Here is a 5162-nt window from a genome sequence, read left to right as displayed (position 1 = left end):
GCGGGCACCTGGGGTCCGTCGGGTCGGTCAGTTGCCGAGGGTGAGGGCGGTGTCGTCGATCAGGAAGGCGGTCCGGGCCGAGAGGTCCTCCCTGCCCACGAACCGCACGTCGACGTACCGCCCCGCGTACGCGGACAGGTCGACGGTCTTCTCGACGTAGCCGGTGGTCGCGTCCAGGTTGGACCAGGTCGCCAGGACGGTGTCCCCGACCTGGACGGTCAGCTTGTCGAAGGGGATGACCTTGGTGTCCTCGTCCGTGCTGATGGCCACCCAGAAGGACAGCGTGGCCCGGCAGCCGTAGGGGATGTGGACGGTCTGGGCCAGCGTGTCGGTGCTGGGGTCGCCGTGACCGCCCAGCCAGGCCTTCCATGAGCCGCTGCGCGGAAGGGTGTAGGGGTCGGTGGAGTCGATGATCCTGCGCTTCGACGCGGTCCACCCGACGGGGCCGGACTCGAAGCCGGGGTTGGCGAACTGCTGGGCCGTGGCGCACTCGCCGATGGTGTAGGTGATCCAGGAGAACGACAGGGTGTCGAGGGCGCCGGTGGAGTCCGTCGCCGTGAGCGTGACGGTGCTCGTGGCCTGGGCGGTGGGGGTGCCGGAGATCAGACCGCTGGAGCCGTCGATCGTCAGGCCGGCGGGCAGTCCGGTGGCGGTGTAGGTGAGCGGCCCGGGGTTGCTGCTGGCGGCCTCGGCCCGCAGGTTCACCTCCGTTCCGGTCTGCGTGACCTGGTTGCCGGGGCTGACCAGAGTGACGCCCGTGGTGACGCGGGTGCCGACGTTGACGGCGGCCCAGGCGTTGGCGGTGTTCCGGTAGGTGGGGCTGTCGGCGCCGTACAGGTCGGCAGCGGCCTTCAGGGTGGCCGTACGGGCACCGGCGTAGTCGGTGGAGGACGTCATGTAGGTGCTCAGGGCCCGGAACCAGATGGTCGCGGCGGCGTCGCGCCCGATCGGGTTCACCGGGCGGCCCTCCACGGTCGGGGAGTCGTAGGCGACGCCGTCGACGATCTTGGCTCCGCTTCCCTCGGAGGCCAGGTAGAACCAGTGGTTGGCCGGGCCGGAGGAGTAGTGGACGTCCGTCGAGCCGATTCCGGCGTACCAGTAGTCCTTGGAGGCACCGTCCTTGGAGGGCTTGTCCATGTAGCGCAGCGGCGTGCCGTCGCCGTTGATGTCGATCTCCTCGCCGATCAGGTAGTCGCCCGGGTCGGCGGCGTTGCCGGCCCAGAACTCCACGGCGCTGGCCATGATGTCGGAGGTGGCCTCGTTCAGACCGCCGGACTCGCCGCTGTACCTCAGGCCCGCGGTGTAGGAGGTGACGCCGTGCGTCATCTCGTGGGCGGCCACGTCGATGGCGGTGAGCGGTTTGGCGTTGTAGTCGCCGTCGCCGTAGGTCATGCAGAAGCAGCCGTCCCACCAGAACGCGTTCACGTAGCTCCAGCCGTAGTGGACGCGGCTGGTGGCGGCGACGCCGTCGTTCCTGATGCCGTTGCGACCCTGGACGTTCTTGTAGTAGTCCCAGGTCAGCTGGGCGCCGAAGGCCGCGTCGACGCCGGCGGTCTGGACGTGGTCGGGTCGGCCGGTGCCCCACACGTCGTCGGCGTCGGTGAACAGGGTGCCCTTCCCCCGGTCGTCGTCGCTGTGCCCGAGGTCGTAGGTGCGGTGCCCGCCGCGGGTGTTGTCGGTCAGGCTGTGGGCGCCGTCGGCCTCGGTGGTGCCGATGGTGACCTGGCCGGAGTACTGGCTGTGGCCGGTGCCGTTCTTGACGTCCTGGTAGTCGAACAGGTGCGCGCCGGTGCCGGCGTCGGTGATGACGTGCAGTTCCGACGGGGTTCGGTCCTCCTGCAGGCCGCCGACGACGCTCTCCCAGGCCAGGACCGGCGTGCCGGCGGCGGCCCACACGACCTTGCGGACTGACTCGACCTCGGTGCCGCTCCCGCCCGCGGCCTTGGCGCGCTCCAGCGCGCGGGCGTTGGCGGCTTCGGCGGTGAAGCCCGCGAGCGAGGAGGCCACCGCGATGGCCGTGTCCGTGGCCTTGTCGACGCCCTTGACGGTGCCGTTCGCGGCCGTGTGGACGACCAGGTCTCCACCGAGCACGGGAAGTCCGGCGAAGGTGCGGTCGTACCGGGTGTGCAGCGTGCCGTCCGCGTCCTTGCCGACGGACTTCGGCAGCAACTCCTCCTCGGGGCCGAGGCCGAGGGCTTCGGCGGTGGCGGAGCGGCGCGTCCGGGCGTCGGCCATCAGCGCGGACTGCTCGTCCGGGCTCAGCGCGGCGGGCCGGGCACCGGCCCGGAGGGCGGGGCCACCGGCGGCGCTGCGGCTGCCGCCACCGCGCTCCGGGGTGCTCGCGGTGGCGCTGCCCGATCCGGTGGTGGCGGCGCCGGCGGGACCTGTCGGCAGCGCGGCGGCGATCATGGCGGCACCGAGCACCAGCGCGCACGCGCCGGCTTTCGTGCGGGGGGTACGTGTCAACGGAACTCCTGAAGAATCGAGCGGACTCGGCCTCAGCGGGACCGGACGAACCGAATGAAGGGGGTCCGGGGACGTCGGCCCGGAGCGGTTGAGCATGCGCAACTAGCCTTTCCCACATGGACCTTGAGGGGTCGGCAGGCTGCTAGGAGCGTGCCATGTTTGCGAGAACATGTCACCCCTGCCGAGGCGAATCAGCCTGCCGACGAACCCCGGCAGAGGGCGGCACGCCCGTCGCCGGCGCCCCTGCGAGCACCCCGACGCCGGGGCTGCGGCCGCGGCGAACGGACTGTTCGGAGGCCGTGCGACGACGGCCGCCGGGCCCGCCACCGGGACGGCGCATCGCACCCGGCGCCGCCCCGGTGCGGTACCGACCGCGATGGCCGGATCCGATCCGCTGCCGTCAACTGCCAACGGGCGTCGGGGGAAGCACTCCGCCGACGAGGCAGCGCGCCGTCCTCGGCCTGACGCACGGACCGGGTTCGGCCAGGGCGCCGCACGCCTCGTCGGGAACGGGCGGGGCGGGGGCACCCCCCTTCCGCCTGAACTCTCCGCGGCCGAGGAGCAAGGCAGGCCGCCGTCCCGGCCGGATCGATCGCAACTGTTCGATAACGGCGCGGGCCGGGCCGGGCCCCTCGGCACTCCTCCCTCATGATCAGCCGGCTCCAGGACGCACCCCGGAACGGCCGCGCACGACACCAAGGGAGCGCCATCCGCATGTTGTCCCACCGCCTCGCGCCCCGGACGGCGCACAGAGCCGGCGCCGGCGCGCTGTCGTCCGACCACCGCCCTCCCGCTCGGCCGACCGCAGTGGTCGCCCACTCCCCGGCGGGCCGGGCGCGGACGGCATCGTGACCGATCGCATGACACCGGGCGAACCGTGTGCCGCGCCACCGGACCGGCGCACGGCCCCGGACGATCCGCGGGACAGCCGTCCGTCCAACGCGGGCACGGAGCCCCCAGGGCTGCGGCTCGTCGTCGGCGACCGCTTCGCCCACGACAACGCGGCGCTGAACGAACAACGACCGTGCCTGCACCCGGGATCTGACGGCCCGTGCGGCCTGCGCACCGTCCGCACGGCACCCCCGCCCCGGCGCGGGACGAAGGCGTGCGCCGTCAGGCCGGGAACGGACACCTCCCTGCCCGCCGAGCACCACCCCGTCCTCCAACAGATCGTCAGCGCGGCACAATGCCGCGACTTCGCCCTCGCCGTCCGGCAGATGGAGGATCTGCTCGTCACCCTCGCGCTGCAGTACGGACACCATCACCGGTTCACCCTTCGCGCGGCCCAGGTCCGTGCCGACCTCGCCTGGCTGGCGGGAGACTCCCGGTTCTCGGCGAAACTCTGGATGTTGATCGCCGACGGGTGGGCACGGCTCGACGGGCCGGCGAGCCCGCCGGCCCGCTTCGGCGCGCGGCAGGCCACCGCCTCGTGGTGGGAGGTCCCCGACCCGGAGGCCGCCGCCCTCGGAGCCCCCCTCCTCGCGACCCTCCTGGCCGTAGCCCCGGATCCGACGTCCAACCCGGTCGTCCGCGCGGTCCGCTACCGGATCAGCCGGATCATGGCCCCTCCCCCGCCGATGGCCCGCGCCCACGAACCGCTGCCCGCCGATCCCCCGCCCATGGGAGAACGATGAGAGAGCCCTTGACGCCCTGGCACGCCTTCCGCCGGCGCCACGACATGCGATCACCGGCCGGGACGGAAACCCGCGCGTCCCCTGATCACGACGACCACGCCCGGGCCGACGGAGCCACCCGGACAACCGGTCCGCGACCGTTACGGCCGACCCCGACGACCCCGACGGCGCCTGGCGGGCCAGGGCTGTCCTGATCGCCGAGCGCACGTGTCGCTACGTCGCCGCCCTCCGGGCCGACCCCGCCGTCCGGCCGGACGGTCGGTCGCCCTCGGTCGCCCAGGTCGCCCCGTTCTGCGGCTCCTGTTCCGCGGAGGCCGTGACGATCGAACTCCAGGCCGTCCCGCCCGTACCGGACTCCACCACAGTCGTGCACCGCCGGACCGAGTCCACGGACGCCCCGCGGGTCCTGCTGCCGGGCCCCGCTGCCTCCGCAACCCAGCCGCGGGGTCCGCACGGTGCCGTGTGGTGGACGCTGGTGTTGTCGGCGAGCGTTCTCGCCGGGGGCGGCGCGGCGGTGCTGCACGGCGATCCGGCCGGCAGTTCGCCGCTGCCCGGGGCAACCGCGGCCGACGTCCCGACCAGCACCTCGCCACAGCCACCCTCACCGTCCGCGGGCCGTACCGAGGGGCCGAGCTCGACCCCGGCCGGACCACCACCCTCCGCGAGCGGTTCGCAGCCCTCTCCCCGACCACCGGCCTCCGGCACCCCCTCGCGTTCCTCCGCCGCGCAGTCCCCGGATCCCCTCGACCGGCCCGGCGCCGGAGCAGAGACGTCTCGAAGCGGGTCCGCCTCGGCTGCGCCTTCGAGGGGGCCGGTCGCATCCCCGGCGACGCGGACCTCCCCCGCGCCGAGCCCCACCCGGGCGCCCGGGCCGTCCGCCGAGCCCGGGCCCGGCCGTCCGGGCCGTCCCACGCCCACCGGTTCCACCGAGCCCCCCGTGGACGTTTCGCCTTCACCCTCGGCGAGCCGCTCCACGGCGCCCTCGGATCCTCAGCTGTCCGCCGGCGATCCAGGACCTGCCACGGGGCGGCCGTAGCAGGCCCGACGTGGTTTCGCTCCGCC

The 5162-nt window shown here is 73.7% G+C and carries 2 protein-coding genes; one reads left to right on the top strand and one right to left on the bottom strand.

Features of this window, described 5'->3' with window-relative positions:
* Positions 1 to 27: 27 nt before the first annotated feature.
* Complete coding sequence (locus tag ACWGB8_RS37695; RefSeq protein ID WP_452218173.1) at positions 28 to 2409, bottom strand: M4 family metallopeptidase; 2382 nt, start codon at positions 2407 to 2409, stop codon at positions 28 to 30.
* A 905-nt stretch (positions 2410 to 3314) separates the two neighbouring features.
* On the opposite strand from ACWGB8_RS37695, the gene ACWGB8_RS37690 reads away from it, so the two are divergent.
* A complete protein-coding gene (locus ACWGB8_RS37690; protein WP_452218172.1) occupies positions 3315 to 4100 on the top strand; it encodes a hypothetical protein in 786 nt (261 codons plus the stop codon).
* Positions 4101 to 5162: the final 1062 nt, after the last annotated feature.

This window comes from Kitasatospora sp. NPDC054939, assembly GCF_053610105.1.
The sequence above is the reverse complement of the archived record's forward strand: the minus strand, read 5'-3'. Positions and strand labels throughout refer to the sequence as shown.

Bases quoted from the DNA above. Each gene is read 5' to 3' on its own strand.
- ACWGB8_RS37695 (WP_452218173.1), bottom strand. From the start codon at position 2,409: ATGATCGCCGCCGCGCTGCCGACAGGTCCCGCCGGCGCCGCCACCACC.